An 18,228-nucleotide genomic window follows, 5' to 3' on the forward strand; every position below is an offset into this window, starting at 1 on the left:
TGGCCGCGGCGCCCGCCGCGCCCACTCCCCCGGCCGTCACCGCCACACCCGGAGGTATCAACCATGCTCAAGCAGGCTCCACGCATCGTGAACCTGAGCGACACGGAACCCAACCGCAGGCGCGGAGGTGACCTGCGGGCCATGCTCACCCCGGCCACCGTGGGCTCCACCAGCGGCTTCATGGGACTCGCCATCGTCCAGCCCGGCGAGCGCATCGGCGAGCACTACCACCCGTACTCCGAGGAGTTCGTCTACGTGGTCTCCGGCGCCCTCGAAGTAGACCTGGACGGCGAGACGTTCGCCCTCCGACCGGACCAGGGCCTCCTCATCCCCATCGACGTGCGCCACCGCTTCCGCAACGTCGGCGACGTGGAGGCCCGCATGGTCTTCCACCTCGGGCCGCTCGCGCCCCGGCCGAGCCTCGGCCACGTCGACACGGAAGCGGCCGACGACGAGTCGAGCCCGCATGTCGTCGTGTCCGCCCCGCACCCGTCCGCGCGGGATCACGGACAGCCGTCCGAGCGAAGCGGGGCCATCGAGTGAACCGCCGGGTTGCCATCACCGGCATCGGTGTGGTCGCTCCCGGCGGCACCGGAGCGGCGGCGTTCTGGGACCTGCTGGCCGACGGCCGCACCGCGACCCGCGGCATCACCCTGTTCGATCCGGCGGGCCTGCGTTCACGCATCGCCGCCGAGTGCGACTTCGACCCGCTCGACCACGGCCTGGACCCGGAGACCAGCCAGCACACCGACCGGTACATCCAGTTCGCCCTGGTCGCCGCCGGCGAGGCCGTCCGCGACTCCGGTCTCGACACCGGACGGGAGGACCCCTGGCGGGTCGGCGTCTCGCTCGGCAGCGCCGTCGGCGGCACCACCCGGCTGGAACACGACTACGTCCGCGTCAGCGCGGGCGGCACGCGCTGGGACGTCGACCACCGCCCGGCCGAGCCGAAGCTGCACATGGCCTTCTCACCGAGCACCCTCGCCTCCGTCGTCGCCGAACGGTTCGGCGCGCGCGGCCCCGTGCAGACCGTCTCCACCGGATGCACCTCGGGCCTCGACGCGGTCGGCTACGCCTTCCACACCATCGAGGAGGGCCGGGCCGACGTATGCGTCGCGGGCGCGTCCGACTCCCCCATATCCCCGATCACCATGGCCTGCTTCGACGCGATCAAGGCCACCTCGCCGAACAACGACGACCCCGCGCACGCCTCCAGGCCCTTCGACGCGGACCGCAACGGCTTCGTGATGGGCGAGGGTGCGGCGGTCCTCGTCCTGGAGGAGTACGAACACGCCCGCGCCCGCGGTGCGCACATCTACTGCGAGATCGGCGGCTACGCCACCTTCGGCAACGCCTACCACATGACCGGACTGACCGGTGAGGGACTGGAGATGGCCAGGGCGATCGACACCACGCTCGACCAGGCCCGGCTCGACCCCACCCGGATCGACTACGTCAACGCGCACGGCTCGGGCACCCGGCAGAACGACCGGCACGAGACCGCCGCGGTGAAGCGTTCCCTCGGTGCCCACGCCTACGACACCCCCATGAGCTCCATCAAGTCGATGGTGGGGCACTCGCTCGGCGCGATCGGCGCGATCGAAGTCGCCGCCTGCGTCCTCGCGCTGAAGCACCAGGTGGTGCCGCCGACGGCGAACTACGAGACTCCCGACCCCGAGTGCGACCTGGACTACGTGCCGCGCACCGCCCGCCCCCGGAAGCTGAGGAACGTGCTCTCCGTCGGCAGCGGGTTCGGCGGCTTCCAGTCCGCGGTCCTCCTCACCGGGGCCGGCGGGAGGACACCATGAGCACGCAGCGCCCACGGAACGCGGTCGTCACCGGAATCGGTGTGATCGCCCCCAACGGACTGAGCGCCGAGGCGTTCTGGAAGTCCACGTCCGAGGGTCTCGGCGTACTGGACCGGATCACCCGCGAGGGGTGCGCACACCTGCCGCTGCGCGTCGCGGGAGAGGTGCGGGCCTTCGACGCCTCGTCCCTCATCGAGGAACGCTTCCTCGTCCAGACCGACCGCTTCAGCCACTTCGCCATGGCCGCGGCCTCACTCGCCCTCGACGACGCCGGTCTCGGCCGCGACGCTCCGGAGGAGCCCTTCTCCATCGGCGTCGTCACCGCCGCGGGCTCCGGCGGCGGCGAGTTCGGCCAGCGGGAGCTCCAGAAACTGTGGGGTCAGGGATCGCGGTTCGTCGGCCCCTACCAGTCCATCGCCTGGTTCTACGCCGCCAGCACCGGCCAGATCTCCATCCGGAGCGGATTCAAGGGGCCGTGCGGTGTCGTCGCGAGTGACGAGGCGGGCGGCCTCGACTCCATCGCCCACGCGGCCCGCGCCGTCCGGCGGGGCACCGGGACGATGGTCGTCGGAGCCGCGGAGGCTCCGCTCGCTCCCTACTCGATGGTCTGCCAGCTCGGCTACCCCGAGCTGAGCACCGTCGAGGAACCCGACCGCGCCTACCGCCCCTTCACCACCGGGGCCTGCGGATTCGTGCCCGCGGAGGGCGGTGCCATGCTCGTCGTGGAGGACGAGTCACGGGCCCGCGCGCGCGGGGCGACCGTCCGTGCCACCGTGGCGGGTCACGCCGCCACCTTCACCGGCGCGTCCCGATGGGAGGAGTCCCGGGAGGGACTCGCGCACGCGATCCGCGGCGCGCTCGACGAGGCCGGCTGCGCACCGGAGGAGATCGACGTCGTGTTCGCCGACGCTCTCGGTGTGCCGGAGGCGGACCGCGCGGAGGCGCTGGCCATCGCCGACGCCCTCGGCGCGCACGGCACCCGGGTCCCGGTCACGGCGCCCAAGACCGGTACGGGCCGCGCCTACTGCGGGGCCCCGCTGCTGGACACCGCCGCCGCGGTGCTCGCCATGGAGCACGGCCGGGTACCCCCCACCCCGCACGTGTACGACATCTGCCACGACCTCGATCTGGTGGTGTCCCGCGCTCGGCCCGCCGAGCTGCGCACGGCCCTGGTCCTCAGCCGGGGACTCATGGGATCCAACGCGGCGCTGGTTCTGCGCCGCGGTGACGTAGCCGCCCGGTAGGACCGGGCGGGAAGGAGAACACCCGCATGATCACCACCGAAGTGACCTTCGACGAACTGGCCTCTCTGATGAAGAAGGCCGCCGGGGTCACCGTGGCCCCGCGCGACCTGGAGCAGGCCGCGGACGTTCCGTTCAGCGCGCTGGGCCTGGACTCGCTCGGCCTGCTCGGCATCGTCGGCGAGCTGGAGAACCGGTACGGCCGGGCCCTGCCCACCGACGCGGAGCGGTGCAAGACGCCCGATGAGTTCCTCGGTCTGGTCAACAACAGCCTGAAGACGGGAGTCTGACGTGTCCGGGCACACCGACAACAGCGTGACCATCGACGCTCCCCTCGACCTCGTCTGGGAGATCACCAACGACATCGAGAACTGGCCGGGGCTCTTCAGCGAGTACGCCGCCCTGGAGGTCCTCTCCCGCGAGGGCGACACCACGACCTTCCGCCTGACCATGCACCCGGACGAATCCGGCAAGGTCTGGAGCTGGGTCTCGCAGCGGACCGTGGATGTCGAGAACCGGACCGTGCGGGCGCACCGCGTCGAGACCGGGCCGTTCGCGCACATGGACATCCGGTGGGAGTACACCCGCACCCCGGCAGGCACGCACATGCGCTGGGTACAGGACTTCGCGATGAAGCCCGACGCGCCGGTCGACGACGACTGGATGACGGACAACATCAACCGCAACTCCCGCACCCAGATGGCCCTCATCCGGGACCGCATCGAACAGGTCGCCCGCGACCGTCGGCGCGCGCCCGTCCTGCCCGCCTGAACCCCGGTCCCAGGAAGGACACTCGATGCACCACGCCCTGATCGTCGCCCGCATGGCGCCCGACTCGGCACCGGCGATCGCCGACGTGTTCGCCGCCTCCGACCGCGGCGAACTCCCGCGCCTGGTCGGAGTCAACCGGCGCAGTCTCTTCCAGTTCGGTGACGTCTATCTCCACCTCATCGAGTCCGAGGAGGACCCCGCGCCCGCGATCGCGAAGCTGACCGGGCACCCGGAGTTCCGGAGCACCAGCGAACAGCTGTCGGCGTACGTCAGCGCGTACGACCCGAAGACGTGGCGCGGCCCGAAGGACGCCATGGCGCACTGCTTCTACCGCTGGGAGCGGGACGCCGGCTCCTGAGGCGCTCCGTGTAGGACCGAGGCCGCCGGCTCCGCGAACGAAAGCGGAGCCGGCGGCCTCGGTCGTGGCACGGGCGGTGTCAGCCGGGGACGGTGCACTCGAAGGCGTGGAGGTACGCGTTGACAGGGCGGACGTCGCCGATGACCAGGCCCGCGTCCGTCAGGCGGTCGACCATGCTCTGCCGGGTGTGCTTCGCCCCGCCGACGTTGAGGAGGAGAAGCAGGTCCATGGCCGTCGTGAAGCGCATCGAGGGCGTGTCGTCGACGAGGTTCTCGATGACCACGACACGGGCGCCCGGCCGCGCGGCCTTCCTGACGTTGGCGAGGGCCCTGCGGGTGCTGTCGTCGTCCCACTCGAGGATGTTCTTGATGATGTAGACGTCCGCCGCGACCGGGATGTCCTCACGGCAGTCTCCGGGAACGACGCGGGCCCGGGAGGCGAGCGCGCCGCCGTCCCGCAGGCGCGGATCGGCGTTCTCCACGACGCCCGGCAGGTCGAGCAGCGTGCCGCGGGCCTCCGGGTACTTCTCCAGGAGACCGGCCAGGACGTGTCCCTGCCCGCCGCCGATGTCGGCGACCGTGGAGACGCCGCTCAGGTCGAGGAGTTCGGCGACGTCCCTGGCCGACTGGCGACTGGAGGTGGTCATGGCCCGGTTGAAGACGTGCGCGGACTCGGGCGCGTCCTCGTTGAGGTAGGTGAAGAACTCCCGACCGTACACGTCCTCGAAGACGTTGCGTCCGCTGCGGACCGCCTCGTCGAGCCGGGGCCAGACGTCCCACGTCCACGGCTCGGTGCACCACAGGGCGATGTACCTCAGGCTCTGCGGATCGTCCTCGCGCAGCATCCGGGACATCTCGGTGTGGGCGAAGGTGCCGTCGGGGAGCTCCGTGAACACTCCCTGGCAGGACAGCGCGCGCAGCAGCCGCCGCAGCGTGCCGGGCTGGGTCTTCACCGCCCCGGCCAGGTCCTCGACGGTCATGGGGGTGTCGTCCAGGGCGTCCGCCACACCGAGGCGGGCGGCCGCGCGGACGGCGGCGGCGCCCGCCGCCCCGAAGACGAGCTCCCTGAGCCGCATGGGCGGCGGGGGAGCCGGGTCGACTGTGGTCATCGGTTTCCTTGCCTTTGCTGTCGTCGAGTGGTGGCGGCCGGAGTGCTCAGCACATTCCGGCGGGCTCCGAGAGGGTGCAGGTGTTACCGCGGAAGGTGTTGCCCCGGCCGGTGTCACGGTCGGCGAGGTCGGCCGTGCTGTTGCGCAGGACGATGTTGTCGAGGATCTCGTTGCGCTCGTTGGGGGCTCCCACGAAGCTCTTGAACAGCACGATGCCGCCCGAGAGCGGGGAGGTGCCCACGTTGTCCACGACCCGGTTCCGCGTCACCCGGGTGTCCTCGGCGCCGGTCAGGACGATGCCGACGCCCTGGAGGAAGGGCAGCCGAGGGGTCTTGGGGCAGTACTTGTTGTTGGCGTGGATGTCGTTGCGGTGCACGGTCATCGCACCGGCCCGCGGGGTGGACTCGTCGCCCACCACGAACAGCGCCGCGCAGTTACCGGTGGCCTCGTTGCGTTCGACGGTGAGGTTCCGCAGGCGCCGGACCGTCACTCCGATCCGGTTGCCGCTCAGCCGGTTGCGGCTGATCACCATGCCGCGGGTGTCGGCCGCGCCGGCTTCCTGGTCGATGGTGTTGGCGACGAACAGGCCGGCGTCGCCGTTGTCCCGGGCGGTGTTCCGACTGAAGACGCCGCGGACGGACCTCTCCTGGGCGATGCCCCACTGGCCGTTCTTCTCGGAGGTCACCTTCTCGACCGTCAGGCGGTCGGTCCAGGCGGACCACAGCCCGTTCTTGGCGAAGCCTCTCAAGGTGAGGGAGCGCACGGTGACGTCGGAGAGGAGACGGCTCTGCGTCCCGGTCACGCAGAGGCCGTTGCCGGCCGCGGCGCAGGTGTCGCCGGGCGCGGCGGTGCCCGGCTCGATCACGGTGGGAAAGAGGCCCGACCCCCGCAGGGTCAGGCCCGGTGTGGTGATGCGGACGCTCTCCCGGTAGGTGCCGGGGGCGAGAAGGACCGTGTCCCCCGGTCTCGCGGCGTCCACGGCCTTCTGGATCGATTCGCCGGGCCGTACCCGGTGCACCGTTCGTTGGTCGGCCGACGGGGCGGCGCCCAGGCCCGTCACCACGACGGCCGCGGTGCAGGCGAGGAGTGCGATCTGTCGTCTGGTCATATGCCGAAGCTATGAGCGCCGCTGTCTGCTCGCCACCATTGATCCCCCAGGTGGGCAGCGTCTCTCCGGGTGGCGGAACCGGGCCGGGGGCCAGGCCGTGCAACGGTTGCGCGGCGCCGCGCGCCGGTCCGGGCCCGCGCCGGGAAGCGGTTCGTCCTCCTTCGGAGAGCGGGTGTCGCCGGGCAGGCCGACTGGCTATTCTGACGGACCGGTTCGAGGGGGACGGAGCAGCATCGGATGAGCACGTCAGAAGCCACAGGGGAGTCGGAAGCGGCGTCCGGCGTACGTCCGAGGCGCCGCCCCCGGCCGAGAACCGTCCTGCTGGCCGCGCTCGCCCTGCTCGTCGCCGCCGGGCTGCTCACGGCAGGGACCGGATACTGGGCCTACGAGCACTACACCGGCCGCGTCCAGCGCATCCCCCGGACCTTCCCCACGAACGCGCCGGTGCCGCCCCCTTCCCGGGGCGGGAGCAACTACCTCCTCGTGGGTATCGACACGCGTTCCCCCGTCGCCACGACCGGCAACGACGCCAAGGGGGCGCTCTGGAAGTACGGCGACCAGCGCAGTGACGCCATGATGCTCGTCCACATACCCGACGACCGTTCCACGGCGTACGTCGTGTCACTGCCCCGCGACTCCTGGGTGGAGATCCCCGGCCACGGCCGGGCGAAGCTGAACGCCGCGTACTCCTGGGGCGGTCCTCCGCTGCTCATCGACACGGTCCAGCGGCTCACGGCCGTCCGCGTCGACCACTTCGCCGTCATCGACTGGAACGGCTTCCGGAAGCTGACGGACGCCGTCGGCGGGGTCGACATGCTCATGCCCGACGGCGAACGCAGGCACATGAACGGCGAACAGGCCCTGGCCTACGTCGGCGAACGCAAGAGCCTGCCCAACGGCGACCTGGACCGGGCCCACCGTCAGCAGAACTACCTGCGCACGGTGCTGGAGAAGGTGACGGCCTCCGCCTCGCTTGGCGACCCGCTCCGGCTGAAGGAGACGCTGGACATCTTCACCGACACGATCAGTGTCGACGAGCGTTTCACCGACACGGACATGCGTGAGCTGGTGTGGGAGATGAAGGGAGTCCGCGCCGGGGACATGACCTTCATGAACGCCCCCGTGAAGGGCACCGGCACGGAGAAGGGCCAGTCGGTCGTCCACCTGGACGCGGCGGCCTGCGCGGAACTGTGGACCGCGTTCAAGGAGAGCACGATGGCCGCGTACCTCGCAGGCCACCGCGTCGACCGGCTGCGCGCGGCCACCAACTGAGCCGCCGGACCTCCGCGCGCCACTCGACGAGGCGGTACGCGTGGGGGCCCCGCGGTGTTCCCCCGCGACCGGGCGGACGGCACGGACCGTTCGGCCGTGGACCGTGGCGGTGTGCCCTCCGCGGACCCGCCGCGCCGGTCGGGGGGCGGAGCGGTCAGTCGCTCACACGCGGTCGGCCGCGATCAGGACGTACTGGAAGGACCCGTCCCTGTAGGAGTTGATGAACGCCTCCTCGATGCCGGTGACCAGCGAGGACGTCGCCCGCAGCTCCCAGTAGGGCAGGGTGTCGGGCGTGAGGTCGACGACCGCCTGCGGGACGAGCCGGTTGTCGGCCATCGCCCGCAGGTACTCGCGGCGGGAGTGGATGTTGCACTCGAAGTGCGCGTTGATCTGGGAGACCCACTTCGAGGGCTGTCCGTAGCGCGGGTTCCAGCACCCGGTGATGGTGACGTAGCGTCCGCCGACCGCGAGGACCCGGGAGTGCTCGGCGAACAGGTCGTGGAGGTCGACGTACATGCTCGACTCGTTGTTCCACGAGGCCGCCGCCCCGCCGGTCTCGAAGGGGGTGGAGAGCATGTTGCACACCCGGGCGCGGACGTGGTCCTCGATGCCGAGCTCCTGGGCCCGCCCGTTGGCGAAGGCCGCCTGCTTGGCCGACAGGGTGACCCCCTCGACCGTGCAGCCGAAGCGCTGGTGGGCCATCACCATCGAACCGCCCCGGCCACAGCCGGCGTCCACGAGCGTGTCGTCCCGCCCGACGGGGCCGAGGTGGTCGAGGAGGACGTCGGCCTGCGCCGATTCGAGGCGGTGGAGTTCGGCGATCAACTTCTTCTCGTAGGTGCTGTCGGCGGGGTCTCCGAGGGCGGCGTGGTCGACGTCGCCGATGCCGTAGTGGTGGTGATAGAGGCCGTCGACGTCACCGAGGCGCAGGTTGACCGGCCTGGCCTCGCCGTCCCAGTAGCGGGCGATGTCCCCCTGGTACGGCGACGCCGGGGCGGGGATGAAGGCCGAGGTGGAGGTGTCCAGGGTGGTGAACTCGGTGCTGGTCATGGATTTCCCATCTTCTCTACCAGAAATCGGGCAGGCTGTACCGATAGGTGTTGGTCTGGTGCCAGTAGTGGTTGCCGTCGATCCAGACGGCCACGCCCCGCAGGAAGCGGAGGACGCTCGGGACGGGGCAGGAGGCGGCCAGGGAGGCGGCGGCGGCCTCGAAATCGCGCATCAGGTCGTTGTGGACGTCGACCGCCTTCAGGTAGGCGTCCCGGTCGGAGATGCCTTCGCGTGCGGCGATCACCACGGGCAGGTTCAGGTGGCGGCCGGGTGCGGCGAGTTCCTTGGTGTAGGAGTAGAGGTCGTTGACGATGGTGCTGGCGTTTCCCGCGAGCGCCAGCACGCGCTGCATGGCGGCCTGGGCGTGCAGGTCCGCGGGAAGCTCGTAGCCGCCCACCGTGTCGGTGATGGTCGGGCACGGCCGGAAGTTGTTGAACTGCCGCATGGCGAGGTACTCCCACACGTCCGGCAGGTGGTCCGTCTCGGCCCAGGCCGCCTCCGCGAGGTACCCCAGGTGCAGCCGGGCCATGTCGTGCCGGTACCGGTCGGCCTGGGAGGGGGTGGACTGGCGCACGAAGTAGTCCATCGCCGAGCGGTAGGCGCGGCGCGGGGCGTCCGCGTGCAGCGACCGCTCCCACTCCGGCTGGTACTCCTCGGTGGTGTGCAGGGCGTCGAGGGCGGTGTGCGCCAGGAGCAGGCGACCGCCGAGTCCGACGGGGGAACCTCCGTGGTCCTCGCAGTAGCAGTCGTCCACCGCGTTCTCGGCGACCATCAGACGCGTGGCGATCATCAGGTGGTCGAGGGTGGGGGCGTCCGGATGGCAGGCGACCATGTAGCGGCCGACGGAGAAGCCGTCGAACTGGCCCTCCCACTCCTCCGGGTAGAGCTCGACCTCGTCCACCGCCCAGTCCTTGATCCGGCGGCTCACCTCGGCCACCCGCTCCGGGTCGGGCTCCGGAACCGGGTGATGGTAGAGGCCCGGGATCGGGATTCCCTCGGGCGGGGATTCCGGCGTCGGTGCCCCCGTGGCCGTCCGGGATTCCCCGGGCCGGAAGGCCGCCGAGGCGACCGACGGGGCGGCGGGGCGGGGAACGGGCACGCCGCCAGGCGGGGTGTCGGGCACATGTGCGGACGGGTGGGTCCGCACTCTCCGGCCCGGGTACAGACCGGTGGTGCCCAGTCCGCTGGGGCCACGCAGGACGCGCGCCAGGCCCGGCTCCACCGGCAGCGCCTCGACGGCGCCCGGCGCGGGTTCGCCCGCGGCGCCGGGCAGGAGCGGGGAAGGCGGGCCCGGGAGGCCGCGCGAGGCGGCGGGGACGGAGGGGAGGGAGGGATCGGCGGCGGAGCCGGCCGCGGCGGCGAGGATGTGGGCACCGAAGCGGGCCGCCGCGGCGGGCAGGCCGGACTGCAGGGGGGAAGGCCCGGGATCGGGCATCCATGGCTCCTTGGGGGAAGGGGTGATCTGTCACGGACACGGCGAGGACGCCGGTCCGGCGGAGACGGGCCGACTCCACCGGACACGACCCCCACACGGACGGGATCGGGCCGGCACGGTACGGGGCGATACCGGAAGGTTCGGGTCGCCCCGTCCGTCGGAGGTGTCCCGCCGTGCCAGAGCGTCGGTCCGGTCACGGGGCAAGGTGCCGACGGGCTACGGGGCGGCGCGTGGCGAGGTACGGGACCCCGGTACCGCGCGGGTGACCGCCGGTCCCGGACCGCGGCGCCGGCTCCCCACCCGTGCGCCGCGGGTGCCTCGCCGCGCTACGGTCCGCGCGAACGGGACGCCGGGCTGGGCTTCCGCTACGCGTGCCTGCGCGCGATCTGTACGTTCTCCAGGACCCCGAGCGCGTTGGGCACCAGAATCGCCGCGGAGTAGTAGGTGGTGACCAGGTAGGAGATGATCGAGCGCTCGTCGATCCCCATGAAGCGCACCGATAGGCCCGGTTCGTACTCCTCCGGCAGCCCCGTCTGACGCAGGCCGACGACGCCCTGGTCGTCCTCGCCGGTCCGCATGGCCAGGATGGAACTGGTGTTCTCCTTGCTGATGGGAATCTTGTCGCAGGGCAGGATCGGGACGCCGCGCCAGGCCGGCACCCGCTGTCCGCCGAGGTCGACGTGGTCCGGGTAGAGCCCGCGGGCGTTGAGTTCGCGCCCGATCGCCGCGATCGTCCGGGGGTGGGCGAGGAAGAGCTTCGTACCGCGGCGGCGGCAGAGCAGCTCGTCGAGGTCGTCCGGGGTCGGCGGGCCGGAGTGCGGCTGGATCCGCTGCTTGTAGTCGGCGTTGTGCAGCAGCCCGAACTCGCGGTTGTTGACGAGCTCGTGCTCCTGGCGCTCGCGCAGCGCCTCGATGGTGAGCCTGAGCTGCTCCTCGGTCTGGTTCATCGGACCGTTGTAGAGGTCCGCGACCCTCGTGTGGACCTTCAGTACCGTCTGGGCGACGGAGAGTTCGTACTCGCGCGGCTTCAGCTCGTAGTCGACGAAGGCGCCGGGCAGCGAGACCTCGCCGTGGTGTCCGGCGGACAGGGCGATCTCGGCTTCACCGTGCCGGTTCTGGCGTTGCCGGGGCAGCGAGCCGAACGCGTGGATGTGTGCCCGGAGCCCCGGCGCCGCCGACATCACTTCGGCGAAGTCGGCGCGGGAGAGGGTGAGCAGGGTGCCCGCGGTCTCGGCGGTCGCGGTGTAGTCCCATCGGGCGTCGCCGTCCAGAAGGGCGTTCTCGCCGAACCGGTCCCCGTCGGCGAGTACGGCGACGGCCACCTCGTCCCCGTACCGGCCGAAGGAGGTCTGGCCGACCCGGCCGTGCGCGATCAGGTGGATTCGTTCGGCCGGGGTGCCGCGCTCGACCAGCACCTCCCCGGCTCGGAAGTCGCGCCGGGCACACCGGTCGGCGAGCGCGGTGAGCACCTCCACGTCCTCGTAGCCGCGCAGCAGGGCCAGTTCGCCGAGTTCCCGGGGGATCACCCGGATGTCGCCGCCGTCCTGGAAGAACTCGACGCGCCCGTCACCGACGGTGTGACTGAGCCTGCGGTTCACGCGGTAGGCGCCGCCCTTGGTGTCCACCCAGGGAAGCATCCGGAGCAGCCAGCGGGAGGTGATCTCCTGCATCTGCGGGGCGGACTTGGTCGTGGTGGCGAGGTTGCGGGCAGCCGCGGTGCTCAGACTGGACTGCCGGGGCGGCTCCGACTGCGTGTCCGGGCCGGTCTCAACGGTCATCGGGCGGGGGCTCCTTCGCGGGGCTGGTGGTCGGCGTACGCGCACGCCGAAGGGTGGAGAGGAACAGGGCCGGGTGCCGGGGCCGGTCGGGGCTGAGTTCCGGAGACAGGGGGACAGTAACGGCCGGTACACGGAGTTCGCCCGACCGATCCGCCGGTATTACCTCGATGAAGTGACCTTGCCCCGAACGGTGTTTATCCGGGCCACCGACGACATTCGCGCCAGGTCGGCGCCCTGTGCGCGGGCGGCGCGCCGGGGACCCGGACGGCGGTGACCGGCGGCGGGAGCGAGGGCACCGGTCCGTGACCGGGAAGGCGGCCGGGCGATATCGGCCGCTCGGCACACGGCGGGACGGGCTTCGGGGTCGCCGCTCCCGGAAGAGTCCGTCATGTCCCCGCGACGGAACGCCGGAGGCTCGGCCCGAGCAGGGCGCCGTGGCGCGGAGCCGGGCACAAGGGGCGGGAGCGGCGCGGCACGGGCTCCGGCGGGCGAGGTCCCGCAGGGGGCGGGAGACACGCGGTCGTTTCAGTGGCCGGCGGCGGCTTTGACCAGGGCGGCGGCGCAGACCAGGAGGAGCGGACCGACCGCGGACAGCAGCAGGGGTCCGCTGACCCAGAGCATCCGGCGCAGCTCCGCGCCGGTGGCGAGCCTGCCGTGGACCACACGGTGCGCCTGCTGATCGGCGGCGAGCGAAGCGAGCCACAGGCCCACGGCAGCGGTCAGCACGGTGGCGGCGGCTCCGGCGGGCTCCGCGTGCCGGGCCGCGGACAGTCCGACCACCACGGAGATCATGGTGATGGTGGCGTACAGGCGTTCCTTGAGCCGCTCGGCCGAAGCCTGCGGGTCGTGGTCCGCCGTGACGAGCCGCCCGCCGTGCCGGAGGGGCGACGCTCCGGGTATCCGGGATCACGGGGTGTCGCGCGGTGACGCGCCGACCGAGTCCGACCGGCGTCCGGCGCACTGGAAAGCCGTCAACGGGGTAGAAACGTCGCATGGACAGCACACCATGGTTCATCGCGGCCGTCGTTCTGGCCGTCGTCACGGCGGCGGGCGCGGCCGTTCTGCTCGTACGTGTCTTCCGGGCCCGCAAACTGCTGCTGGACGCCGGAGTTCCGTTGCGGTCCAAGGCGCTTTTCTGGGCGGCGGTGCTGTACACGGTCTCGCCGGTCGACCTGATCCCGGACCCGGTCTACCTGGACGACATCGGCGTGCTCCTGCTGGCCCTGCGCGCGCTGCACTCGGCCGCCTCGTCCGTCCGGTCCCCCGGGTCGGTGCGGTCCGAGCGCGAGGGCCTGCCGGGGCCCGACTACCTGTGACGCGGCTCGCGCGGCTCGCCGCGCGCCTGGCCGCGACCCCTCGGCACGTCACCCCGCCTCCCGGCACCGTTCGCGCCGCCGCACACCGGGACCGCCGTCCGCCCCGGGGCGGACGGCGGCGTCACGGGGCATGACCCCGGGGGCGGGGCGGCGGTCGCTCAGAGACTGTCGGCCGAAGGCCACCCGACAGGCTCTCAGGCGGCACCCCCGGCCTCGGCGTGGGCGCGGGCCGAGGGAGTGAGGCGCCCGACGATCGCGGGAGCCTCCCGGACCAGTTCCTCCCGCTCCAGCGCCTCGACCATGAACAGCGCGAAGTCCACGCGCCGGGTCCGGTTGCTCGCCAGGACCGGGTCGCCGACGTGGCGGCTCCACACGGGCGTGCCCTGGCTCTCGCCTTCTTCCAGGTCGCTGCCGCGCACCACGGTCCAGCGGGTGTCGCTCGCGAAGATCCTGCGGCACGCCTCCACCTGGTCGTCGATGTCGACCGCCCTGACGAGCCTGGCCAGGGGGGTGACGACTGCCAGCAGCGCCCTGAACCTGAGCGGGTAGACGTCCTTGCCGTCCCGTGTGATGTGCCAGCCGCAGGAGAACACCAGGCGGGCACCGGGGCGCGCGTGATCGAGGACGGCCCGCGCCGTGCCGGAGGAGTACTGGTGCACTCCCCACGGCACGAGGACCGTGAGAACGGCGTCGCACCCTTCGACGGCGCGGGCGATGACCGCGGGGTCGTCGGTCGCGCCCGGCACGACCGTCACGCGGTCCCCGAAGTCCGCGAGTTTGCCCACGCTCTGCGCCCGGCACACGCCCACGACCTGATAGCCCCGGTCCAGCGCGTGCCGCACCATGTAGCGCCCGAGTTTCCCGGACGCTCCGACGACGCACACCTTCTTTCCTCGCCCCACCGCACCGACTTCGCCTTGGACCACCTCGTCCATGTTCCCCTCGCCTTCCACACCGGTTCCTTACGCTGTAAGGCCACCTTACACGGTAAGGTGGCCGGGAGCCATGGGACCGAACCGAGGAGGGCTTGGTTGTCCACACAGGAACCCCAGGCGTCGGCCCGCCGGCGCGGCACGCCGCTGAGCCGGGAGACGGTGCTGAGCGCGGCGGTCGAACTGGCCGACGAGACCGGTGTCGGCACGCTGACCATGCGGAAGCTCGCCGAGCGGCTCGGCGTCGAGGCCATGTCGCTGTACCACCACGTGGCCAACAAGGAGGCGATCCTCGATGGCATGGTCGATGTCGTCTTCGGCGAGGTCGAGCTGCCGGCGGACGCACTCGACTGGAAGACCGCCATGCGACGGCGGGCGGTTTCGCTGCGTGACGCCCTGACGCGCCATTCCTGGGCGATCGGCCTGATGGATTCACGGACCGACCCCGGACCCCGGACTCTCCGCCACCACGACGCCGTCATCGGCAGTCTGCGATCAGGCGGCTTCACGATCGCCGGGGCGGCACACGCGTTCTCACTGCTGGACAGCTACGTCTACGGCTTCGCACTGCAGGAGGCCAACCTGCCGTTCGACTCCTCCGGGGAGGATGCCGGAGACGTGGCCGGTGCGATTCTCGACGGGTTGTCCCCCGGCGACTTCCCGCACCTCGCCGAGATGGCCGTCTCACACGCCATGAAGCCGGGGTACGCGTACGCCGACGAGTTCGTCATCGGCCTCGGCCTGATCCTCGACGCCCTGGAGACGCGGCGCGACCACTGGCCGTAGCACCGCAGGTCATGGCAGCACGCCCGCGAGGACCCCGCGGGACGACGAGCCCGCCGGAGCGGACGCAGCCGTCCCGCCCGGCCGGGAGACCGCACACCCCCGGTCATGAACGCTCGTCCAGGACCACGGGGCGCGGCCCCTCCCCCCGGCCGCCCCGGTGACGAAGACCGTCCGTGCCGTCCCCGACGCGTACCGTGAACCCTGGGAGCCCGCGCGCCGGGGAAGTGTTACAACTGGGGTTGTGAGCCCGTCCCGTTCCCCGCACGCGGCCTACCGGTGCCGTCGAGCCTAGGCAGAAGATCCGGAAGCGTCGCCGGGCAGGTCTTCGTCCTCCAGGTGGCGATCGTGGTGCTGCTCGCCGCCGGAGCGCTGCTGGCCTTGGTGCTGCAGTCCCGGCACGACATCGACCGCGAGGCACGCAACCGGTCGGTCTCCGTGGCGCAGACCTTCGCGCACTCCCCGGACCTGCAGGAGATCCTGACTTCGCCGGACCCTTCCGCCGTCCTGCAGCCCCTCGCCGAGCAGACACGCAAGGCCGCGGGGGTGGACTTCATCGTGGTGATGGACACCGACGGCATCCGCTACAGCCACCCTCAGCCCGACCGCATCGGCCAACGGTTCGTCGGCACGATCGAACCCTCGATCGAAGGCAAGGTGCACACCGAGAGCGTGCAGGGCCCGCTCGGCAAGGAGATCCAGGCGATCGTGCCGGTCACCTCCCCCGAGGGCGATGTCGTCGCCCTGGTCTCGGCGGGCCTGACCGTGGACAGTGTGGCCGGCATCGCCGACCGCCAGCTTCCGGTCATCCTCCTGTCCCTCGCCGTCGGTCTGGCCCTGGCCACCATCGGCACGGCACTGATCAGCCGCCGGCTGCGCCGCCAGACCCATGGGCTCGGCACGCAGGAGATGACCCGGATGTACGAGCACCACGACGCGGTGCTCCACGCCGTCCGCGAGGGAGTGCTGATCACCGACGGCGAGGGACGGCTGCTCCTGGCGAACGACGAGGCCGGACGGCTGCTCGACCTGCCGGACGACGCCGAGGGACGCCCCGTCGACCAGGTCGGCCTGGACCGCCCCATGGCGGAACTGCTGCTGTCCGGCCGGGTGGCCACCGACGAGGTACTGGAGGCCGGGGACCGGCTTCTGGTCGTCAACCAACGGCCCACCCGACCCCGGGGCCGCCCCCAGGGCTCGGCGGTCACCATCCGCGACTCCACCGAGATGCAGCTCCTGAGCAGCCGGGCGGAGACGGCCCGCCGGCGGCTCAAGCTGCTGTACGACGCGGGAGGTGACATCGGCACCACCCTCGACGTGGCGCGCACCGCGGAGGAACTGGCCGACGTCGCCGTTCCCCAGTTCGCGGACTTCGTCACCGTCGATCTGTCCGACCGGGTACTGAAGGGCGAGGAGCCCGGTCCCGGCGCGGACATGCGGCGCACGGCGGTCAGCGGTATCCGCTCCGATCACCCGCTCTACCCGCTCGGCAGCCTGATCGCCTTCCTGCCGTCCACACCGCAAGCCCGCGGATACGGCACGGGCACGGCCGAAATCGTCCCCGACCTGCGCGACGCGCCGGGCTGGCACGCCCAGGACGCGCCGCGGGCATCGGCGATCGTCGGCTACGGGATCCACTCGCTCATCGCGGCGCCGCTGAAGGCCCGGGGCGTCGTGCTCGGGGTGGTCAACTTCTGGCGGTCGCAGAAGCCGGAACCGTTCGACGATGACGACCTGTCCCTGGCCGAGGAGCTTGTCGGCCGCGCCGCGGTCACCATGGACAACGCCCGCCGCTACACCCGCGAACACAACCTCGCCGTGACGCTCCAGCGCAGCCTGCTGCCGCAGGATCTGCCCGAGCAGAGCGCCGTGGACGTCGCGCACTTCTACCAGCCCGCCCAGTCCGGGGTGGGCGGGGACTGGTTCGACGTGATCCCGCTGCCGGGCAGCCGCGTCGGGCTCGTCGTCGGAGACGTCGTCGGGCACGGCCTGCACGCCGCGGCCACCATGGGGCGGCTGCGCACCGCCGTACACAACTTCTCCTCCCTGGACCTGCCGCCGGACGAACTCCTCGCCCGTCTCGACAACCTCGTCCAGCGCATGGACCAGGAAGGCGACAGCACCGCCACGAACGGCGGCGTCCTGGGCGCCACCTGCCTGTACGCCGTCTACGACCCGGTCTCCCGGAACTGCACGATGGCGCGGGCCGGACACATGCCACCGCTCGTCGTCGCCCCGGACGGCACGACGACGATCTCGGAACTGCCGGCCGGCCCCCCGCTGGGGCTGGGAGGCATGCCGTTCGAGACCATGGACGTGCGCCTGGCGGAAGGCAGTCAGCTCGTCCTGTACACCGACGGTCTGATCGAGGAGCGGAGCCGGGACATCTCCGAGGGCCTGGAGAAGCTGCGGACCGCGCTGAGTCACCCCGGCCGGGACCCGCGCGCCAGCCGCAGCGCCGTACTCGACGCGCTGCTCCCCAGCCAGCCCTCCGACGACATCGCGCTGCTCATCGCCCGGACACGGACACTGGGCCCCGACCGGGTCGCGCAGTGGGACGTACCGTCCGACCCGAGCGAGGTCGGCGCCGTCCGCAGTCTGGCGGCCGAGCAACTCGAGAAGTGGGGCCTGGCGGACCTCGCCTTCACCACGGAACTGATCCTCAGCGAGCTCGTCACCAACGCCGTACGGTACGGCGCCGCGCCGGTCCGGGTCCGTCTGCTGCACGACCGCACCCTGACCTGCGAGGTGTGGGACGGCAGCAGCACCGCACCGCACCTGCGGTACGCCGCCACCACGGACGAAGGCGGCCGCGGACTGTTCCTGGTGGCGCAGCTCAGCGAGCACTGGGGCACCCGGTACACGCCGGAGGGCAAGGTCATCTGGGCCGAACAGCTCCTGCCCGACGCCGCGGACGGCCCTCCCTGAGGGCGTCCCGTCCTCCCCCGCGGCATGGGTCGGCTGCTCGTCGTCGAGGAGCACCGTCGGCCGGCACGGCGGAAGTCCGGGGTGGCGCGTCGCCGCGGCTCTCGCGGGGGCCATGAACGAGAGAGGGGCCGTGTCAGATTGCTCTGACACGGCCCCTCTCCTGCGACTCTCTCGAGTCGGGACGACAGGATTTGAACCTGCGACCCCTTGACCCCCAGATCGATGGGTCGGAGGAAAAATCATGACATAAGCCATAATTTGAGGGCGCACAGCGTGCACATCCATACATGCTGTGCGCCCATCAACGTGGACGCTGGTCCCCAACTGGTCCCCAAGGGGC

General features: G+C 71.6%; 17 protein-coding genes. 10 read left to right on the plus strand and 7 right to left on the minus strand.

Annotated features, from left to right (window positions below):
• Positions 1 to 63: 63 nt before the first annotated feature.
• Genes OG393_RS03140 through OG393_RS03165 form a run of 6 tightly spaced genes read left to right on the plus strand, consistent with a single transcriptional unit; the run spans position 64 to position 4,178 of the window.
• On the plus strand, positions 64 to 543 hold the full coding sequence (locus tag OG393_RS03140; RefSeq protein WP_327372997.1) for a cupin domain-containing protein: 480 nt from the start codon (positions 64 to 66) through the stop codon (positions 541 to 543).
• On the plus strand, positions 540 to 1,808 hold the full coding sequence (locus OG393_RS03145) for a beta-ketoacyl-[acyl-carrier-protein] synthase family protein (RefSeq protein ID WP_327372998.1): 1,269 nt from the start codon (positions 540 to 542) through the stop codon (positions 1,806 to 1,808). The genes OG393_RS03140 and OG393_RS03145 overlap by 4 nt, the downstream gene beginning before the upstream one ends.
• Positions 1,805 to 3,052: a ketosynthase chain-length factor gene (locus OG393_RS03150; protein ID WP_327372999.1), complete on the plus strand. Its 1,248-nt coding sequence runs from the start codon at positions 1,805 to 1,807 to the stop codon at positions 3,050 to 3,052. The genes OG393_RS03145 and OG393_RS03150 overlap by 4 nt, the downstream gene beginning before the upstream one ends.
• A 26-nt stretch (positions 3,053 to 3,078) precedes the next feature.
• A complete protein-coding gene (locus OG393_RS03155) occupies positions 3,079 to 3,339 on the plus strand; it encodes a phosphopantetheine-binding protein (RefSeq protein ID WP_327373000.1) in 261 nt (86 codons plus the stop codon).
• 1 nt (position 3,340) lies between these two features.
• Positions 3,341 to 3,820 (plus strand): SRPBCC family protein, encoded by a 480-nt coding sequence (locus OG393_RS03160; protein WP_327373001.1) that lies wholly within the window; start codon positions 3,341 to 3,343, stop codon positions 3,818 to 3,820.
• A gap of 25 nt (positions 3,821 to 3,845) precedes the next feature.
• A complete protein-coding gene (locus OG393_RS03165) occupies positions 3,846 to 4,178 on the plus strand; it encodes a TcmI family type II polyketide cyclase (RefSeq protein WP_327373002.1) in 333 nt (110 codons plus the stop codon).
• 79 nt (positions 4,179 to 4,257) lie between these two features.
• Here OG393_RS03165 and OG393_RS03170 read toward each other — a convergent pair whose 3' ends face one another.
• Both OG393_RS03170 and OG393_RS03175 read right to left on the minus strand, forming a co-directional pair.
• Positions 4,258 to 5,286 carry a methyltransferase gene (locus OG393_RS03170; RefSeq protein WP_327373003.1) on the minus strand — a complete coding sequence of 343 codons (1,029 nt, stop codon included), beginning with the start codon at positions 5,284 to 5,286 and terminating at the stop codon, positions 4,258 to 4,260.
• Positions 5,287 to 5,332: 46 nt separating this feature from the next.
• The gene (locus OG393_RS03175; protein ID WP_327373004.1) at positions 5,333 to 6,394 is read right to left on the minus strand and encodes a right-handed parallel beta-helix repeat-containing protein; all 1,062 of its coding nucleotides are present in this window, start codon (positions 6,392 to 6,394) and stop codon (positions 5,333 to 5,335) included.
• A 237-nt stretch (positions 6,395 to 6,631) separates the two neighbouring features.
• Between OG393_RS03175 and OG393_RS03180 the strand changes: the two genes are divergently transcribed.
• On the plus strand, positions 6,632 to 7,666 hold the full coding sequence (locus OG393_RS03180; RefSeq protein ID WP_327373005.1) for an LCP family protein: 1,035 nt from the start codon (positions 6,632 to 6,634) through the stop codon (positions 7,664 to 7,666).
• 162 nt (positions 7,667 to 7,828) lie between these two features.
• On the opposite strand, the gene OG393_RS03185 is transcribed toward OG393_RS03180, so the two are convergent.
• The 4 genes from OG393_RS03185 to OG393_RS03200 form a co-directional block, all read right to left on the minus strand.
• Positions 7,829 to 8,716, minus strand: a complete 888-nt coding sequence (locus OG393_RS03185; RefSeq protein WP_327373006.1) for a geranyl diphosphate 2-C-methyltransferase — start codon at positions 8,714 to 8,716, stop codon at positions 7,829 to 7,831.
• Between the two features lie 16 nt (positions 8,717 to 8,732).
• Positions 8,733 to 10,151 carry a family 2 encapsulin nanocompartment cargo protein terpene cyclase gene (locus tag OG393_RS03190; RefSeq protein ID WP_327373008.1) on the minus strand — a complete coding sequence of 473 codons (1,419 nt, stop codon included), beginning with the start codon at positions 10,149 to 10,151 and terminating at the stop codon, positions 8,733 to 8,735.
• Positions 10,152 to 10,516: 365 nt separating this feature from the next.
• Complete coding sequence (locus tag OG393_RS03195; RefSeq protein WP_327373009.1) at positions 10,517 to 11,929, minus strand: family 2B encapsulin nanocompartment shell protein; 1,413 nt, start codon at positions 11,927 to 11,929, stop codon at positions 10,517 to 10,519.
• 525 nt (positions 11,930 to 12,454) lie between these two features.
• Positions 12,455 to 12,721: a hypothetical protein gene (locus OG393_RS03200; RefSeq protein WP_327373010.1), complete on the minus strand. Its 267-nt coding sequence runs from the start codon at positions 12,719 to 12,721 to the stop codon at positions 12,455 to 12,457.
• 200 nt (positions 12,722 to 12,921) lie between these two features.
• Between OG393_RS03200 and OG393_RS03205 the strand changes: the two genes are divergently transcribed.
• Positions 12,922 to 13,245, plus strand: a complete 324-nt coding sequence (locus OG393_RS03205; protein ID WP_327373012.1) for a YkvA family protein — start codon at positions 12,922 to 12,924, stop codon at positions 13,243 to 13,245.
• A 194-nt stretch (positions 13,246 to 13,439) separates the two neighbouring features.
• On the opposite strand, the gene OG393_RS03210 is transcribed toward OG393_RS03205, so the two are convergent.
• On the minus strand, positions 13,440 to 14,180 hold the full coding sequence (locus tag OG393_RS03210; RefSeq protein WP_327378290.1) for an NAD(P)-dependent oxidoreductase: 741 nt from the start codon (positions 14,178 to 14,180) through the stop codon (positions 13,440 to 13,442).
• Positions 14,181 to 14,276: 96 nt separating this feature from the next.
• Here OG393_RS03210 and OG393_RS03215 point away from each other — a divergent pair, with 96 nt between their 5' ends.
• On the plus strand, positions 14,277 to 14,963 hold the full coding sequence (locus OG393_RS03215) for a TetR/AcrR family transcriptional regulator (protein ID WP_327373013.1): 687 nt from the start codon (positions 14,277 to 14,279) through the stop codon (positions 14,961 to 14,963).
• Between the two features lie 336 nt (positions 14,964 to 15,299).
• Entirely contained in the window at positions 15,300 to 17,888 is a 2,589-nt protein-coding gene (locus OG393_RS03220; protein ID WP_327373014.1) for a SpoIIE family protein phosphatase, read from the plus strand.
• Positions 17,889 to 18,228: the final 340 nt, after the last annotated feature.

The sequence above is a fragment of the Streptomyces sp. NBC_01216 genome, from assembly GCF_035994945.1.
Lineage (GTDB): Bacteria > Actinomycetota > Actinomycetes > Streptomycetales > Streptomycetaceae > Streptomyces.

Excerpts from the sequence above, each read along its gene's own strand:
- OG393_RS03140 (WP_327372997.1), top strand. The coding sequence starts at position 64 with ATGCTCAAGCAGGCTCCACGCATCGTGAACCTGAGCGACACGGAACCC.
- OG393_RS03150 (WP_327372999.1), top strand. The coding sequence starts at position 1,805 with ATGAGCACGCAGCGCCCACGGAACGCGGTCGTCACCGGAATCGGTGTG.
- OG393_RS03155 (WP_327373000.1), top strand. The coding sequence starts at position 3,079 with ATGATCACCACCGAAGTGACCTTCGACGAACTGGCCTCTCTGATGAAG.
- OG393_RS03165 (WP_327373002.1), top strand. The coding sequence starts at position 3,846 with ATGCACCACGCCCTGATCGTCGCCCGCATGGCGCCCGACTCGGCACCG.
- OG393_RS03170 (WP_327373003.1), bottom strand. The coding sequence starts at position 5,286 with ATGACCACAGTCGACCCGGCTCCCCCGCCGCCCATGCGGCTCAGGGAG.
- OG393_RS03175 (WP_327373004.1), bottom strand. The coding sequence starts at position 6,394 with ATGACCAGACGACAGATCGCACTCCTCGCCTGCACCGCGGCCGTCGTG.
- OG393_RS03180 (WP_327373005.1), top strand. The coding sequence starts at position 6,632 with ATGAGCACGTCAGAAGCCACAGGGGAGTCGGAAGCGGCGTCCGGCGTA.
- OG393_RS03185 (WP_327373006.1), bottom strand. The coding sequence starts at position 8,716 with ATGACCAGCACCGAGTTCACCACCCTGGACACCTCCACCTCGGCCTTC.
- OG393_RS03190 (WP_327373008.1), bottom strand. The coding sequence starts at position 10,151 with ATGCCCGATCCCGGGCCTTCCCCCCTGCAGTCCGGCCTGCCCGCCGCG.
- OG393_RS03195 (WP_327373009.1), bottom strand. The coding sequence starts at position 11,929 with ATGACCGTTGAGACCGGCCCGGACACGCAGTCGGAGCCGCCCCGGCAG.
- OG393_RS03200 (WP_327373010.1), bottom strand. The coding sequence starts at position 12,721 with ATGATCTCCGTGGTGGTCGGACTGTCCGCGGCCCGGCACGCGGAGCCC.
- OG393_RS03205 (WP_327373012.1), top strand. The coding sequence starts at position 12,922 with ATGGACAGCACACCATGGTTCATCGCGGCCGTCGTTCTGGCCGTCGTC.
- OG393_RS03210 (WP_327378290.1), bottom strand. The coding sequence starts at position 14,180 with ATGGACGAGGTGGTCCAAGGCGAAGTCGGTGCGGTGGGGCGAGGAAAG.